Below are 15,491 nucleotides of genomic sequence, written 5' to 3' on the forward strand. Positions count from 1 at the left end.
CCTTATTCGGACGCTTTCCGGGCGGTCAGGTCGAGTAACACCGCCGGAAAGGCCGGTTTGAGTGCCTGTTCGATGGCCTGACGCTCGGCAAAGGCGCGCGCCATCTGCGGCTCGGTCACTTGCAGACGGGCCAGTCCCTCTTGGGTCACGCGCACCCGAAAATCGTAAAAGCCCAGCCCATGCAGGGCGGTTTCAGCCTGTTCGACCCGCTCGAGCAGGTCGGCTGTGATCGACATTCCGGTCGGAATGCGGGTCGCCAGACAGGCATAGGCCGGTTTTTCCCAGGTAAACAATCCGGCTTCCTTGGAACGGGCACGCACTTCGGCCTTGGTGAGCCCGCATTCGCGCAGCGGCGACCGCACCCCAAGTTCGCGCAGCGCGCGCATGCCCGGCCGGTCGCCGGCATCGTCTGATGCATTGGTGCCGTCGAGCAGCAGCGCATAGCCGTCCGCCCGGGCGTGCTGGCAAAGCTGGTGAAACAGTGCCCGCTTGCAATGATAGCAGCGGTCGGGCCCATTGGTCACCACCTGCGCATTGGCCAAAATCTGCGTATGAACCACCGTCATGGGTACGCCCAGTTCTTCGGCCAGGCGCTTGGCATCTTCGTGCTCAAATGCCGGCTGAAAGGCCGTGCTGACATAATAGGCATGCACATCGGCTCCATACTGCCGGGCGGCCCACAGCAAAAAGGCCGAATCCACCCCACCAGAAAAAGCCACAGCAGCCTTGGGATGTGCTTTGAAAAATGCTTCGAGTGTCGTAAAAACCATCCTTTCCACAAAAAAGAAGACGTCTGCTTTCTTCTGAAAGCGGACGCCTTCCTGGCATCATTTTTAGGGTCTGCAAAAAGCCGCCCAAAAGCGGCAAAACGTATCCCGTCCGGCTTCTTGCCAGCGCTCCGGCTTCTTGCCGGATCCGGGAGTTAAGGGTTCATGTGGCGCAGCGCCAAATCGACTGCATTTTGCAGCAGATCTTCCAGCCGCAGGCTGGCCGCACCGGCGACGATCACGCCGCAGCTCGCCGACGGAATGAGGATCTTCGCTGCCTCTGCACCCGATACCGCAGCTGCCATTTGGGGCGATACTTCGCCCAAAATGCCGTTGGCCACCACGACACCGATGGGGCCCAAAATCAAATCAGCCCGTCCGGCGTTGTAGATGACGGCATTTTCCCCGGTGGCGCCCTGTTTGGCGCCTGCTTTGAGCATGGTGCTGGTGGCCAGTGCATTGGTCCCCACGGCGATGAGCTCCCACGTGTCCGGCAGCTTTTCGCTGAGCATCTTGACCAGCCGGCCGCCTACGCCGCCGCCCTGTCCATCGAGCACCAGCACACGCTGTTTGCGCATCGCACCCACCATCCTTTCGCAAAGTTCTTTTTCATTTTATCAGATTTTGGCGCAGACATCAAATGTTTCTTGCAGCATATCATTTGGAGCGCACTCCAAGTCAAGCCCTTTTCAGCAAAATGTTTGCTGGAGGTGATGCAAAAACCGTTCGGCTGCCTTGGAAAAGACCGGATACTTTTTCCAAACAATGTCCATCCCGACTTCCAGCCGGGGCGTCAGCGGCCGGAAACACAGTCGACTGGAACCGGTAGTGTTGACCAGTTTGTCCAGGCACAGCGCGTATCCCAGCCCTTCCTCCACGAGCAGGGACGCATTATAGACCAGATTGTAGGTGGCAACGATATTCAGGCTTTCCAAATCGCGACGCAGCCATTTGGAAAGCGATTCCTTGGCCAGCGACTGGCGGGAGATGAGCAGCGGCAAATCCCACAAATCTTCGGGGTGGACGGCCTCCTGCGCCGCCAAGGGGCTGTCAGAGCGCATCAAGACCCCCCAGGTATCCACGGCGGGCAATTTCAGATACTCATACTTCTGGATGTTGGCCGGTTCAATCAGCACCCCAAAGTCGAGTAAGCCCTTGTCCAGCCGCTCGGTCACATCGTCGGCATTGCCGCTGTACAGGTGATAGCGGGTGCGGGGATGCTCCTGCTGCATCTGCCGGGCGACCTGCGCGATCAGGCGCATGGCGTCGGTTTCCCCGCCGCCGATGTAGATATCCCCCGACACGCTGTTTTCCGCGTGCAGTTCCCGCTCGGTCTTTTCGAGCAGTTCCAGAATTTCAGTGGCCCGTTTGCGCAGCAAAATGCCTTCTTCGGTCAGGGTGACCTTGCGCTTGCCGCGTAGGAACAGCTTTTTGCCGATTTCCTGCTCCAAATCCATCAGCTGGCGCGACAGCGTGGGCTGGGTCAAGTGCAGATATTCGGCGGCCCCGGAAATGCTTTCCTCCTGTGCCACCGCCAAAAAATAGCGCAGTACACGCAGTTCCATCCGCGGCACCTCCTTTTCCTTGAGGATAACACGTTCATTTATGCTTGTCAAGCATAGTAAAGCATTCTGGATAGGTATTTGATATTCCTACTGACGACCGATATAATAAAGTTAAGAAGCAATACGAAAGATTAACTATTAAAAGTCAACCCCAAAAATGAATGGTGGTGGTGAAAAGAGATAGTTCAAGAAAGGTATAGCAAAGCAGAGGTCCGTAGGGACCCCGGCGTAGGCTAACAAGATGGAATTAGGCCGCCAAGCTGCAATAAGGCTGTCTGGATCTTTCCAGGGCAAACAGCAGACGAACTAACTTTTTGGTGGCATGAGAAAGTGCGACATTGTAGTGTTTGCCTTCATCTCTTTTCTTAGCAAGGTAAGCAGCAAAGGTTGGGTCCCAGTGACAGACATACTTGGCTGCGTTGTAAAGAGCGTAGCGTAAGTATCGAGAGCCACGCTTCTCCATGTGGGGATAGCAATTTTTGAGCTGCCCGGACTGGTAAGTAGAAGGCGACATTCCGGCGTAGGCCAATAATTTGTCCGGCGACTCAAACCGAGAGAAGTCGCCGATTTCAGCAAGAATCATGGCAGCCATACGAAAGCCCATGCCAGGGATAGTTATAATGGGAGACTGTATCTTGTCCATCATTGTCTCAATTTCAGCCTCGATTTCAGCGATCTCAGCATCCAATTCACGGATAAGCCGGATGGTATGTTGCAATTCCAGGGATTTGGCAGGCATACAGGACCCAACAGAATTCTGAGCAGCGCTCCGGATAGTAACAGCCATATCCCGACCGTACCGACCTTTGGAGGCGTTTCCCAAAAGGGTTTTGAGCCTTGTCAGGTGTGCCTTGGCAATCTGTTTGGAACCTGGAAACTCTTCCAGCAGAGCGTAGACAGTCGCCAAATGGAGAGAGGACACCAGCTTCTCCAGTTCAGGGAAGAGAATGCAAACCAGTCTGGAAATTGAGCTTTTCAGCTTTGCTCGTTCTTTCACCTTGTCAAAACGGTATCTGGTGAGTGACTTTAGTTCCTCGTTGTGATATGCTGTATTCGTGTAGGGTTTGAGGCCCACATCGGATAACAGCATAGCAGCAATGGTTCGAGCATCTACACGGTCGGTCTTGGTCTTTCGCAGGCTGAGACTTTTCCGGTAGAGGTTCGTGCGTAGGGGATTCAAGACATAGGTGGCCAGACCGTTGTCCAGAAGAAACCCAAGAATGTTGTAGCTGTAATGCCCGGTTGCCTCAAGCCCTACTTTTATTTTGTCCTGCGGTGTAGTACAAGCTCGAATTTTTTCCAGTAGAGCATCAAAACCGTCCATGTTGTTAGGGATAGTAAAAACATCCGCCAGGACTTCACCCTCTGAGCTTACAATGAAGCAATCATGCTTGTTTTTTGAGACATCAATGCCAACAGAAACTACCATAACAAATACCTCCAGAGAAAATATGTGATGCTGTATCCACAGTACACCTTACTTTTGTAGCCTTGTTCCACATAAACCGTCTGGCGGTATTTAACTGATTAACAAAATTGTAAGGGGCTGTGGTTGGAACCTTTCGTGAACCATCTTGTGGTAGGAGCCGCCAACCAATCCACAGCATCCCTTACAGTGTAGCACAGCCCTTGGAGAGGGGCTCTAATAACTACTACTCTATAATACAAGGAGCATTTCCCATGAACGACCCGACGATTTTTGAAGACCCGCAGGCCATGCGCGCCGCCAGCCAGCGTGCGCTGAAACTAACCATGGCGCTGAACAACCAATATCACGAACCTGCCATGGTGCGCAAGCTCTTTTTTGAACTGATCGACCAGCCGGAGGACGATACCTTCTGCCTGTTCCCGCCCTTTTACACCGATTACGGTCAAAACATCCGCATCGGTAAAAACGTGTTCATCAACACCGGCTGCCGCTTCCAGGACCAGGGCGGCATCACCATCGAAGACGGCGTTTTGATCGGCCACAATGTCGTACTGGCTACCCTCAACCATGAAGAAAACCCGAAAAAGCGGCATATCCTGGTGCCCTCGCCCATCCACATCGGCAAAAATGTCTGGATTGGCGCCAATGCCACCATTGTGCCCGGCGTGACCATCGGCGACGGCGCGATCATCGCCGCAGGCGCGATTGTCACCCGCGATGTACCGGCCAATACAGTCGTCGGCGGCGTGCCCGCCCGCGTGATGAAGACTGTTCCAACCGAATAAAGGAGGGAAATGCCTGTGTTCAAGCCGTTTTGGATTCTTTGGTCGCTTTGTTTTTCCCTTTCGGTCCCCGCCTGTTCGACCACACCCCCAACCACCGACACCCTGGCGGCGTATGTTTTGCAGATCCAGGTCGCGGATGCCACGTTTTCAGCTACGCTCCTGGACATCCCGGCCACCGAAGCCCTGCTCGACCTGCTCCCCCTGACACTCGATATGCAGGAGCTCAACGGCAACGAAAAATACGCTGTCCTGCCCCAGGACCTGCCGACCGATGCCGAGCGGCCCGGCCAGATCCAAACCGGCGATTTGATGCTGTATGGCTCGGATTGTCTGGTGCTGTTTTATGAGGACTTCCCCACCTCGTATTCCTACACCCCGCTGGGCAAGGTCGATGACCCGCAAGGTCTGGCTCAGGCACTGGGCGCCGGCAATGTCGAAGTACACTTGGAAATTGCAGAAACTGCTTGACTTGGAGCGCGCTCCAAGTGATACGGTATACTTGTTACCAAATGAGGAGGCTTGCTTTATGGAACTTTCCGACCGTGCGCGGGCGGTTTTGACCGCCCTGCTCGCCTGGACTGAATTGGAACACACCGACCCCGAATATATGGAGCGGTTTGCTGCCTTTGCTTTGGAAGAAGTCCCCGCGCAGGGGGCTCTTTCCGCCCATACCCGATACTTGGCGATTTTGTCTGCCCTGCTCGGCTGCCAGGGCGTGGATGCCTTTGCCATGCTGCTGCCCGCCGCGCTCGCCGAAGGCGTGACCGAAATCGAAGTCAAGGAAATCGTCTATCAGGCGACCGCCTACATCGGCTTTGGCCGGGTTTTGCCCTTCCTGCGGGAAACCAACCGCCTGCTCGCGGCAAACGGCGCCGCTCTGCCGCTGGCGCCCCAGGCAACGACCGACGCCTCCACCCGCCTGACCGCAGGCGAACAGGCACAGGTGGATATTTTCGGTGAAGGCATGCGCGGCTTTTCCCAGTCTGGCCCGGAGGACAGCCGGCACATCAACCGCTGGCTCTCGGCTAACTGCTTTGGCGATTATTATACCCGCCACGGACTGGACTACGCCCAGCGCGAAATGGTCACCTTCTGCCTGCTGGCGGCGCAGGGCGGTTGTGAGCCGCAGCTGACCAGCCACGCATCCGCCAATCTGCGGCTGGGAAATGACGTCGATTTTCTCATCCAGGTCGTATCCCAGTGCCTGCCCTACATCGGCTATCCCCGCAGCCTGAATACGCTTTCCTGCATCCGCAAAGCAGCCGAAAGCGCCCAGTAACCTCGAAAGGATGTTTTTCATGTCGGATATCATCGAAATTTTTGAACGTGGCCCGGAAAACACCGCCTATGCGGCTTATTTCACCGGACAAAGCTATCTTAACATGCTGTCCACCCAAGGCGTTGTCATCGGCAACGTTACCTTTGAACCTGGCTGCCGCAACCACTGGCACATACATCATGCCACCCAGGGCGGCGGACAGATTCTCCTGTGCACCGCTGGCCGCGGCTGGTATCAGGAGGAAGGTAAGCCGGCGCGTGCGCTGCATGCTGGCGATGTGGTCAATATTCCGGCCGGCGTCAAGCATTGGCATGGCGCAGCCAAAGACAGTCTGTTTGTGCATCTGGCCATCGAAGTGCCGGGCGAAAACACGCAAAACGAATGGTGTGAGCCGGTGAGTGACGAACAATACAACCAGCTTCCGTAACCCCCACCAACGAAGGAGGAACATGGATGATTTATCGGGAATTTCAGGATTTGAAACTGTCTGCGCTGGGGCTGGGCGCGATGCGCCTGCCCACTGTGGGCGGCAACGATGCCATCATCGACCAGGCCGCGACCACTGAAATGGTCGCGTATGCCATGGAGCATGGCATCAACTATTACGATACCGCTTGGGGCTATCACGATGGCCATTCGGAATCGGCTCTGGGACAGGCGCTGCACGCCTATCCGCGCGACCAGTTCTATCTGGCGACCAAGTTCCCGGGCTATGACCTGTCTAATATGACCCGGATACAGGAGATTTTTGAAGAGCAACTTAAGCGGTGCCAGGTGGATTATTTTGACTTTTACCTGTTCCACAATGTCTGCGAGATGAACATTGATGCCTATCTCGACCCGGCGTACGGCATTTACGATTACTTAATGGAGCAGAAGAAGCAGGGCCGCATCCGCCATCTGGGCTTTTCCTGCCACGGCGGAATGCCGGTGCTGACCCGCTTTTTGGAAGCCTACGGCGACGCGATGGAGTTCTGCCAGCTTCAGATCAACTACATCGACTGGGAATTCCAGGACGCCCGCGCCAAGGTTGAGCTTTTGCAGAAATACAACATCCCGGTCTGGGTCATGGAGCCGCTGCGCGGCGGTCGTCTGGCAAACCTCTCCGAGCAGGAAGCCGCCCCACTGCGTGCGCTGCGGCCAGAGGAATCCATCCCGGCCTGGGCGTTCCGCTTCCTACAAAGCATTCCCAGCGTGACCATGATCTTGTCCGGCATGTCCAATCTGGACCAGCTCAAGGACAATCTTGCCACCTTTGAAACCTGCACGCCCTTGCAGCCACAGGAGATGGACACCTTGCTGGCGCTGGCGCGCGACATGGTGCAGAAAACCGCCTTGCCCTGCACGGCTTGTCATTACTGCGTGTCCCACTGTCCGCAGGGGCTGGACATTCCCGGTCTGCTTGCACTGTATAACGAGCACTGCTTTACCGGCGGCGGATTCATCGCTCCCATGGCGCTTGCCGCCGTCCCGGCGGACAAACAACCGTCTGCCTGCATCGGCTGCCGCAGCTGCGAAGCCGTCTGCCCGCAGCAGCTGAAAATCGCCGATGCAATGGCCGATTTTTCGGCGAAACTGACCTCGTAAAATGTGCTTCGCTTTCTTTCTTGTCTGCCATATTGTATAATAAAAGAAACATCGAAAGAAGGCGGTCAAAATGAGCGAAACCAATTGTAAAACCGTGGGTGTTATCGGGCTGGGCAACATGGGATTTCCTGTTTCGCAAAATCTCATGCAGGCAGGCTTTTCGGTTGTGGGGTTTGACCCTCTGCCGGAGAAACAGGAGCGGCTACGCGGTGCCGGTGGTACCGTAGCGGCCAGCGCACAGGAGGTCGGACAGCGCTGCCGGGCGATTATCACGCTGCTGCCCTCTGAACCTGCGCTGCAGGAAACCATCGAGGCTTTCTATGACTCTTGTGCCGCGGGAACCATTGTCATGGAATGCAGTACCATGTCGGTGGACGCCAAGAAAAAAGCCCGGGACCGGCTGGCTGAGCGGGACATTGTTTTGCTGGATTGTCCGCTGTCAGGCACCGGCGCCCAGGCGGTCTATAAAGATGTTGTCGTTTATGCCAGCGGCGACTCGGCTGCGATTGCCGCCTGTGTGCCGATTTTTGAAGGATTTGCCCGGCTGCATTATGACTTAGGCGAATTTGGCAAAGGGACATATATGAAATTTGTCGCCAACCATCTGGTGGCCATTCACAATCTGGCGGCAGCCGAGGCGATTTTACTGGGCGTGCATTGCGGTTTGGATGCCCATCAAATTGTGGATGTGATTGGGCATGGTTCCGGGACTTCGCGCATGTTTGAGGTACGCGCCCCGCTGATGGCTGACCAGAAATGGGAGGCCGTGACCATTACCAACCGGCTGTTTCAAAAGGATTTGCGTCTCATCGGAGATGCCCTGCGGGATTCGGGCACGCCGGCCCCCCTCTTTTTCTCGACCCTGCCGATTTATACGGCAGCGATGGCTTGTGGGCATGCCGAGGACGATACTGCGTCCATTTATGATGTTTTGGATAAAATGAGTGCAGAAAAAAAAGATCAGCGTTAAAAACGCTGATCTTTTTTGAGAAGAGGGTGTATCATGCAGAGGAGGTCAAACTTCTATTGTTTCCACCGCTTCCAGCTTACCGCTCTTCGCCGAACGGGCTGCCGCTTCAGCGATCAAAACCGCCTGCAAGCCGTCAAAGCCCGTGACAGGCGGCGCTGTGTGTTCACGCACGGCCTGTGCAAAGTCACGCAGTTCGACAAAATAGGCATCCTTGTACCGTTCCGGGAAGTGGTAGGGTACTTTGGCCCCGTGGAAACCGTCCTGGGTAAAGAAACGGACATTGTTTTCGTATTCGTTGTCGTTCATGACGCAACCTTTGGAACCCAATGCCTCAATGCGCTGGTCGTGACCAAAGCTGGACCGACGGCTGGTTTCCAAAATTCCGATGGCCCCATTGGCAAAGCGCAACACCGCATGGCCGCTGCCCACGTCACCACACGCGGCAATCTCCGGATCACAGACCGATGTGCCAGTGGCAAATACCTCGGTGACTTCGCTACCGGTCAGGAAGCGAGCCATATCAAAGTCGTGAATCATAAAGTCGACATAAATGCCGCCCGACGACCGGATATAATCCATGGACGGGGGGGCCGGGTCGCGCGAAGTGATTTTGAGCACTTCGATGTCACCGATCGTGCCGTCGGCAATTTTGTGCTGCAGCGCGCTGTGATGCCGGTCAAAACGGTGCATAAAGCCAACTTGCAAAATCACATCCGCCTGTTTGACCGCGCGCAGGGCATCCAGAATACGCCCTACATCATGGTCGATCGGTTTTTCACAGAAAATATCTTTTCCAGCCTTTGCTGCCCGGATGATGAAATCCGAATGGGTTTCGGTGATCGAGCAGATAATTACGGCGTCGATCGTCGGGTCGGCAAACACGTCTTCGGGGTCTTTGGTGCATTTGGGGATGCCGAGTTCCTGCATCTCGCGCTCGGTCTCTTCGGTCAAAAACGGGTCAGCCCCGCAGACCACTTCAAATTCTTTCATGGTCAAAATGTTTGCAGCATGCATCTTCCCGATGCGCCCCAAACCGAGAATGCCTACACGAATCGGCTGTTTCATACGCTTTCCTCCTTTTACTTACTGCGGATGCGGTCAAACGTGACCGCCAAAATGATGACCAGACCAATGACGATCTGCTGGATATAAGACGATACATTGAGCAGGTTCAGACCATTGTTGAGCACAGCGATGATGAGCGCACCAATGATCGTGCCCGAGAGTTTGCCTTCGCCACCCGACAAGCTGGTGCCGCCGATGACGGTTGCCGCAATGGCGTCCAGTTCATAGCCTTCGCCCGCAACCGGCTGCGCCGAGTCCAGACGGGAGGTGAGCAGCACGGCCGCCAGACCAGCCGTCAGACCACAGATCACATAAACGAGTGTGGTATACCGGTTGGTGTTGATGCCCGACAAACGGGTTGCTTCCACATTGCCGCCAATGGCATAAATATACCGCCCGGCGCGGGTGAATTTGAGCACAAACAACCCAATCAAAAAGGTCAGCGCCATAATCAGAATCATTACCGGAATGCCTAAAATCGTGCCGCTGCCGATATAATTGAGTTTACCGGAAAAGCCGGAAATCGCGCGGCCGTCTGCAATATAAAGTGCGCCGCCGCGGGCAATGGACATCATGCCAAGCGTTGAAATAAAGGGCGGCAGATTGATGCGCGTGACGAGCAGACCATTGACCAGACCGCAGATACCACCAATAAGTACACAGCCGAGCAGCGCCATGGCCAAGGGGATTTCGGCTTTGAGCATCACGCCGAGCAGGATGCCGGCAAACGCTACAATGGAACCGACCGACAAGTCAATACCACCGGTTAGAATGACGAACGTCATGCCGCAGGCCAGTGTTGCGTTGATCGCAGCCTGTAATACAATGTTGATAAGATTGTTTTTCGTGGCAAAATACGGCGAGGCAAGGGAAAGCGCAATGCACAAAACGACCAGCGCCGCCAGAACCACGATGGTATTGGACATGCTTTTGATGCTGAGTTTTTTCATCTTACGATCCCCCTGTTGCCAAATGCATGATTTTTTCCTGGGTTGCTTCGGCCCGGTCCATTTCTCCGACGACCGTGCCGCCATACATCACAGCGATGCGGTCGCTCATCCCCAAAACCTCGGGAAGCTCGGAGGAAATCATGATGATCGCCATGCCGTCGCGCGCCAGTTCGCCCATAATGCGGTAAATTTCGGCCTTGGCGGCGACATCGATACCGCGTGTGGGTTCGTCAAAGATCAGAACTTTGCCGCTGGTCATGAGCCATTTGCCGATGACCACTTTTTGCTGGTTGCCGCCCGATAGGAACTTGACCTTCTGTTTTAAATGCGGCGTTTTGATTTTCAAAGCTTCCCGGTATTTTTCGGCCGCTTTGTTTTCGTTTTTCGCATTTAAAATGCCATTTTGCATGGTCTTTTTGAGGCTGGCCAGCGTGATGTTTTCCTCTACACTCATCCCCAGCACCAAGCCATGGTTTTTACGGTCCTCGGGCAGCAGGCCGATGCCCTGCCGCACCGCATCCTGCGGGGAATGAATACGCAGTTTTTCACCGTTTAAGTAAACTTCTCCCGAAGTAATGGGGTCTGCGCCGATGATCGCGCGCGCCAGTTCGGTCCGTCCAGCCCCCATCAGGCCTGCCAGCCCCAGGATTTCACCCCGACGCACCGAAAGCGAGCAATGGGACAGTTTGTCCTTGGTGGAAAAGTCCCGCGCTTCCAGAACGACCTCCCCAATGGGGACGTCTATTTTAGGGAACATCTCGTTGAGTTCTCGGCCAACCATCATCTGAATCATGGTCTCGACCGGCGTTTGCGCCACGTCAACCGTATCGATATAGCGGCCATCACGCATGATGGTCGCTCGGTCGCCGATGCGCTTGATCTCTTCAAATCGATGCGAAATATACACAATTCCCACACCATGTGCCTTTAAGTCGCCGATGATGCGGAACAGGGCATCGATTTCTTTATCAGTCAGCGACGAAGTTGGTTCGTCGAAAATAATCACTTTGGAGTTTTGACTAACACACTTGGCGATTTCGACCATCTGCTGCTGAGCAACACTGAGATTGCGCAAAACCGTCTTGGCGGGAAGGTCGACGCCCAACTGGTCGAGCACAGCCTGTGCTTGCTGATACATCTGTTTCCAGGCGATCATCCCCGCCTGTTTGGGTTCACGGCCCAAAAAAATATTTTCGGCCACGGTTAAATAGGGAATGAGATTGAGTTCCTGGTGGACGATGTTGACACCTGCGGCTTTGGCGTCCTTGGTGCCAGAAAACTGGACTTCCTGTCCGTCCACCCAAACGGTCCCGGCGTTGCGTTTGTACACGCCCGAGAGCACTTTCATCAGGGTGGACTTGCCGGCGCCGTTCTCGCCCAGCAGGATGTGCACTTCGCCCGGCTCCAGCGAAAACGATACATCATCGAGCGCCTTTACGCCCGGAAATTCCACCGTGATATGCTCCATTTGCACGATTGGTGCCATGCACTTCCCTCCTTTTTCATGACAGCCGGGACAAGATCTTGTCCCGGCTGTCTCTGCCCTTTATTCGATCGCATCTGCAGCCAGCATGTATACTTCGACCGCAATATCCTCCTCACACGAACCCTTTTCCAGGAAATCCAGCGCCGTTGTCAGCGCGGTTGTGCCCATATCGGCAGGCGACTGCGCAATCGAGCCGAGCATCTTGCCCGCCTTGATTGCTTCCTTGGCGTCATCGGTCGCATCAAAGCCAATGACCGTGATCTTGCCTTCCAGACCCGCATCCTCAATGGCCTTAACGGCGCCGAGCGCCATCATATCATTGGCAGCAAACAGACCATTGATGTCCGGATTGGCCTGTAAGATATTCTGGAATACGGTATAGCCCTTTTCCTGGTCCCAGTCAGCCGGCTGGGAAGCCACGATGTCCAAACCGCCCAGTTCCTCGGCCTTATCGGTAAATCCGCTGACGCGGTTGACCGACGATTCCTGGCCGCCAATGCCTTCCAGAATAGCGACCTTTCCTTCGCCAATGGCCTTCTTCATTTCCTCGGCAGCCAGCTGACCGCCGAAATAGTTATCCGAACCAATGAACGACGCTGTGGTCGCTCCGTTTTCTTCCAAAGCAGCAGCGTCCAGCCGGGTATCGACGATGACGATCGGGATACCGGCGTCGTTGCACTTTTTAGCCGCCGGTGCCATTTCAGTCGATCCGTTTGGTGTCAGAAGAATGGCATCGACCTGCTGGGTGATGAGGTTTTCGATGATCTGCATTTGTTTTTCGGCATCGGTCTCTTTTTCAGGGGCCTGCAACACGATCTCTACGCCAAGTTCCTCCCCCTTGGCCTCGATCGCATCTGCCATGGTCACATAAAACGGGTTTGCCAGCGATTTCAGAACCACACCGATTTTGTATTTGCCCCCCTCGGATGCAGCACTGTTGTCCCCGGTTTTTCCGCCGCAGCCTACCAGCGTTCCCAGCGCCAACAGGGATGCCAATACCATGGCCGCGATTCTTTTCCAGAGTTTCATCTTTTTCTCCTCCTCGCCTTTCTGTTTTATTCGAATTGTTCGAATAATTTTATGCACTTATTAAACCATGGAAGTTCTTTCTTGTCAATATCGTTAAATTATTCAAACATTTTTGGCTATATATAGTAAATATATCTAGTTCTTTATCGTTTTTTCGGGAATATTCCCAGAAGAATGTGTTCGATTTGTTCGATTTTTACGAATCGTATTCGTATGCCGTTGTGCGCTGGACATTTTTCCACCTTTCCAGTATCATTAACGGTATAAAGACTTTGGCTTTTTGCCACGAGGTGATTGGATGACAGTACGCGAAATTGCAAAGCATGCGGGCGTAGCCGCCTCTACGGTTTCGCTGGTTCTGAATAACAAACCCGGAGTACGCAAAGAGACCCGGGAAAAAATCCTGGCTCTGCTTCTGGAAAACGGGTATACCATCCGGGAGAATGCAGGCAAACCGCTGACTCACGGGGAAATTAAATTTATCCGCTATCTTGCCATCAACCACAGCCGAGAGCGCAATGAAGATTTCTTTGTCGGTCTGCTCAATGGCGCCGAGCAGCGCACCCACCAACTGGGCTACAAATTCAGCCTGAGCAGTGCCACCCCGGAGCAGCTTCCCGGCCTGCTGCAGGCGCTGGAAACCCAGTCCGACCTGCTGGGTGTGGTTTTTTTGGCGAGTGAACTTTCGGACGAACAAATGCCCCATTTGTTGGCCTTTTCCCGGCCGATCGTGACGCTGGATATGCCGCTGCTGCTCGAACATTATCCGCTCAACGGCATCAATACCGACAACTCGGGCGGCGTTTTCCGTGCGCTGGAACACCTGTATGCCCAGGGACACCGGTCGATCGGTTTCCTGCGGGCGGAAACCGAGATCGGCGGTCTGTACAGCCGCTATGTTGCCTACCGCAGCCGAATGCAGGCCTTTGGCCTGAAGGTTCCCGAAGAGCACATCTTGCGCATTGACCCTCGGTATGAGGTCGCAGTTGGGCAGATGCAGGCCTATTTGCAGGATAAACCTTCCTTGCCCACGGCGTTTTTGGCTGCCAATGACATCATTGCAGCCGGTTGTGTGCGCGCCTTGCAGCAGGCGGGCTATCAGGTGCCGGGCGATGTGTCCATCATGGGATTTGATGACGGCGCCATGAGCACTTTTGTTTCCCCGCCGCTGACGACCATGCGCATCAACCGCGCCCGCTCGGGCGAGCTCGCTGTGGAACGTCTGGTGGCACTCCACACGATTCCGAACGACGTGGTGGTCAAATCCACCCTTGCGGTTTCCCTGATCGAACGGGAATCGACCCAGCCGGTTTCGCTGGAAAATGCGGCAGATCCTGTTTGATTTGTGTTCGATCGTATTGACAGCTTGATTCGAACATGTTTTAATAAAATCACAAATCGTTTGATGCATCAGAAAGGCAGGAATGGACATGGAAAGAAAGCTTCGATTTGGTATGGTCGGCGGCGGCAATGGGGCGTTTATCGGCAACGTCCACCGGCGGGGTGCGACCATGGATGAAATGGCCGTCCTGTGCGCGGGCTGTTTCACGCGCAATCCGGAAAAGAACCGCGCGGCTGCCTGGGCGTGGGATGTCACCGACCCGACGCGCGTGTATGCCGACTTCCGCGAGATGGCGGAAAAGGAATCCCAACGCGAGGACGGCATTGATTTTGTGATTATCGTGACGCCCACCGACACCCATTACGATATTGTAAAATGTTTTCTCGAGCACAACATTCACGTCGTCTGTGACAAGCCGTTGTGCTACACCTTGGAAGAGGGCGAAGAACTCAAAAAGCTGGCCGACAGCCGCGGTCTGCTGGTCGGCCTGACCTATACCTATGCTTCGTATGCCATCATCCGGCAGGCGCGGGAGATGATCGAAGCGGGTGCCATTGGCCCGGTCATCAACATCATTGCCGAATATCCGCAGGACTGGGTCATGCTCAGTGCGCTCGACAGCACGGGCATCAATGGTCAATGGCGCATGAACCCGGCACGGGCAGGCGGTTCGGCCTGCTGCTCGGACATCGGCACCCATCTGGAAGCACTCATTCATACGATGACCGGTTTGAAGCTGGAACGCGTCCTGGCGCGCCTGAACCATTACAAGGGTTCCCCGCTCGACCACGATGTGCAAATTTTGCTGGAATATGAAAACCACATTCCGGGTATGCTGTGGGCCTCCCAGATCGCAGCCGGTTACGACTGCGCGGTCAAAATCCGTGTTCTGGGCGAACAGGGCTCGATCGAATGGAACCACACCAACCCCATGGAAATCCGCTATGCGCGGCTCAACCAGCCGGTACAGACCCTGACCGCCAACCGCATCTATTCGTACGATGCCTGCACCGAGCTGTGCCGTCTGCCGGCCGGTCATCCGGAAGGATTCTACGAAGCGTTTGCCAATGTATATAAGAGCTTCTGCAAAACGCTCATTGCCAAGATGGAAGGCACCGACGCGGGCGATTACCGGTATCCCACCCTGGACGATGGGCTGGCGGGCATCCGGTTTGTCCAGGCCTGCCTGGAATCCGACCGCAACGGCAACACCTGGGTTTCGCTCTACTAATCGAAA

15 protein-coding genes and 1 pseudogene are annotated in these 15,491 nt (G+C 55.0%); 8 read left to right on the forward strand and 8 right to left on the reverse strand.

The genetic code is table 11. From position 1 onward, the window contains the following. Positions 1–2: 2 nt before the first annotated feature. From larE to EFB11_RS12220, 4 genes are all read right to left on the reverse strand, one after another. Positions 3–770 (reverse strand): ATP-dependent sacrificial sulfur transferase LarE, encoded by a 768-nt coding sequence (gene larE / locus EFB11_RS12205; protein ID WP_122790477.1) that lies wholly within the window; start codon positions 768–770, stop codon positions 3–5. 152 nt (positions 771–922) lie between these two features. Next, the gene (locus tag EFB11_RS12210) at positions 923–1,345 is read right to left on the reverse strand and encodes a DUF3842 family protein (RefSeq protein WP_122790478.1); all 423 of its coding nucleotides are present in this window, start codon (positions 1,343–1,345) and stop codon (positions 923–925) included. Between the two features lie 111 nt (positions 1,346–1,456). Next, positions 1,457–2,332 carry a LysR family transcriptional regulator gene (locus EFB11_RS12215; protein ID WP_122790479.1) on the reverse strand — a complete coding sequence of 292 codons (876 nt, stop codon included), beginning with the start codon at positions 2,330–2,332 and terminating at the stop codon, positions 1,457–1,459. Positions 2,333–2,579: 247 nt separating this feature from the next. After that, positions 2,580–3,761, reverse strand: a complete 1,182-nt coding sequence (locus EFB11_RS12220; protein ID WP_122788747.1) for an IS110 family transposase — start codon at positions 3,759–3,761, stop codon at positions 2,580–2,582. 251 nt (positions 3,762–4,012) lie between these two features. On the opposite strand from EFB11_RS12220, the gene EFB11_RS12225 reads away from it, so the two are divergent. The 6 genes and pseudogenes from EFB11_RS12225 to EFB11_RS17565 all read left to right on the forward strand — a co-directional run. Next, the gene (locus tag EFB11_RS12225) at positions 4,013–4,546 is read left to right on the forward strand and encodes a sugar O-acetyltransferase (RefSeq protein WP_122790480.1); all 534 of its coding nucleotides are present in this window, start codon (positions 4,013–4,015) and stop codon (positions 4,544–4,546) included. Positions 4,547–4,561: 15 nt separating this feature from the next. Beyond that, positions 4,562–5,014 carry a cyclophilin-like fold protein gene (locus EFB11_RS12230; RefSeq protein ID WP_243115227.1) on the forward strand — a complete coding sequence of 151 codons (453 nt, stop codon included), beginning with the start codon at positions 4,562–4,564 and terminating at the stop codon, positions 5,012–5,014. Between the two features lie 58 nt (positions 5,015–5,072). Beyond that, positions 5,073–5,825: a carboxymuconolactone decarboxylase family protein gene (locus EFB11_RS12235; protein ID WP_122790481.1), complete on the forward strand. Its 753-nt coding sequence runs from the start codon at positions 5,073–5,075 to the stop codon at positions 5,823–5,825. A 19-nt stretch (positions 5,826–5,844) separates the two neighbouring features. After that, the gene (locus EFB11_RS12240; protein WP_122790482.1) at positions 5,845–6,252 is read left to right on the forward strand and encodes a cupin domain-containing protein; all 408 of its coding nucleotides are present in this window, start codon (positions 5,845–5,847) and stop codon (positions 6,250–6,252) included. Positions 6,253–6,278: 26 nt separating this feature from the next. After that, on the forward strand, positions 6,279–7,412 hold the full coding sequence (locus EFB11_RS12245; RefSeq protein WP_122790483.1) for an aldo/keto reductase: 1,134 nt from the start codon (positions 6,279–6,281) through the stop codon (positions 7,410–7,412). A gap of 64 nt (positions 7,413–7,476) precedes the next feature. Then, positions 7,477–8,382, forward strand: a pseudogene (locus EFB11_RS17565) (NAD(P)-dependent oxidoreductase); the annotation flags it as partial. A gap of 45 nt (positions 8,383–8,427) precedes the next feature. Here EFB11_RS17565 and iolG read toward each other — a convergent pair. From iolG to EFB11_RS12270, 4 genes are read right to left on the reverse strand one after another with little or no spacing between them, the layout of a single operon-like run. Further along, on the reverse strand, positions 8,428–9,447 hold the full coding sequence (iolG, locus tag EFB11_RS12255) for an inositol 2-dehydrogenase (protein ID WP_243115228.1): 1,020 nt from the start codon (positions 9,445–9,447) through the stop codon (positions 8,428–8,430). 14 nt (positions 9,448–9,461) lie between these two features. Continuing rightward, a complete protein-coding gene (locus EFB11_RS12260) occupies positions 9,462–10,397 on the reverse strand; it encodes an ABC transporter permease (protein ID WP_122790485.1) in 936 nt (311 codons plus the stop codon). 1 nt (position 10,398) lies between these two features. Beyond that, positions 10,399–11,883: a sugar ABC transporter ATP-binding protein gene (locus EFB11_RS12265; protein ID WP_122790486.1), complete on the reverse strand. Its 1,485-nt coding sequence runs from the start codon at positions 11,881–11,883 to the stop codon at positions 10,399–10,401. 60 nt (positions 11,884–11,943) lie between these two features. Then, positions 11,944–12,912 (reverse strand): substrate-binding domain-containing protein, encoded by a 969-nt coding sequence (locus EFB11_RS12270; protein ID WP_122790487.1) that lies wholly within the window; start codon positions 12,910–12,912, stop codon positions 11,944–11,946. Between the two features lie 298 nt (positions 12,913–13,210). Here EFB11_RS12270 and EFB11_RS12275 point away from each other — a divergent pair, with 298 nt between their 5' ends. Next, a complete protein-coding gene (locus EFB11_RS12275; RefSeq protein ID WP_122790488.1) occupies positions 13,211–14,254 on the forward strand; it encodes a LacI family DNA-binding transcriptional regulator in 1,044 nt (347 codons plus the stop codon). 88 nt (positions 14,255–14,342) lie between these two features. Next, entirely contained in the window at positions 14,343–15,485 is a 1,143-nt protein-coding gene (locus EFB11_RS12280; RefSeq protein ID WP_164706760.1) for a Gfo/Idh/MocA family protein, read from the forward strand. Positions 15,486–15,491 lie beyond the last annotated feature (6 nt).

The organism is Intestinibacillus sp. Marseille-P6563 (assembly GCF_900604335.1).
Lineage (GTDB): Bacteria > Bacillota > Clostridia > Oscillospirales > Butyricicoccaceae > Butyricicoccus_B.